Origin of the sequence: Pseudomonas sp. PDM04 (assembly GCF_014851765.1) — a bacterium.
GTDB lineage: Bacteria > Pseudomonadota > Gammaproteobacteria > Pseudomonadales > Pseudomonadaceae > Aquipseudomonas.
This window is the reverse complement of record NZ_JACVAI010000021.1, coordinates 1-495: the sequence shown is the minus strand read 5'-3', so window position 1 is coordinate 495 and position 495 is coordinate 1. Positions and strand designations below refer to the sequence as shown.

The following is a 495-nucleotide window of genomic DNA, read 5'->3' as shown; positions in this document are numbered from 1 at the left end:
GGGGCCATAGCTCAGCTGGGAGAGCGCCTGCCTTGCACGCAGGAGGTCAGCGGTTCGATCCCGCTTGGCTCCACCACTACTGCTTCTGAAGTAAAGCTTAGAAATGAGCATTCCATCGACGTGATGATGAATGTTGATTTCTAGTCTTTGACTAGTTCGTTCTTTAAAAATTTGGGTATGTGATAGAAAGATAGACTGGACGTTACTTTCACTGGTAACGGATCAGGCTAAGGTAAAATTTGTGAGTGACTCTTAAGAGTTTTGCGAATTTTCGGCGAATGTCGTCTTCACAGTATAACCAGATTGCTTGGGGTTATATGGTCAAGTGAAGAAGCGCATACGGTGGATGCCTTGGCAGTCAGAGGCGATGAAAGACGTGGTAGCCTGCGAAAAGCTTCGGGGAGTCGGCAAACAGACTTTGATCCGGAGATGTCTGAATGGGGGAACCCAGCCATCATAAGATGGTTATCTTAAGCTGAATACATAGGCTTAAGA

General features: G+C 46.7%; 1 tRNA gene and 1 rRNA gene. Both read left to right on the top strand.

The annotated features are described in order from the left end of the window. Window positions 1-76: transfer RNA gene (locus IB249_RS29585), tRNA-Ala, on the top strand. A 243-nt stretch (window positions 77-319) separates the two neighbouring features. Beyond that, a 23S ribosomal RNA gene (locus IB249_RS29580) occupies window positions 320-495 on the top strand; the annotation flags it as partial.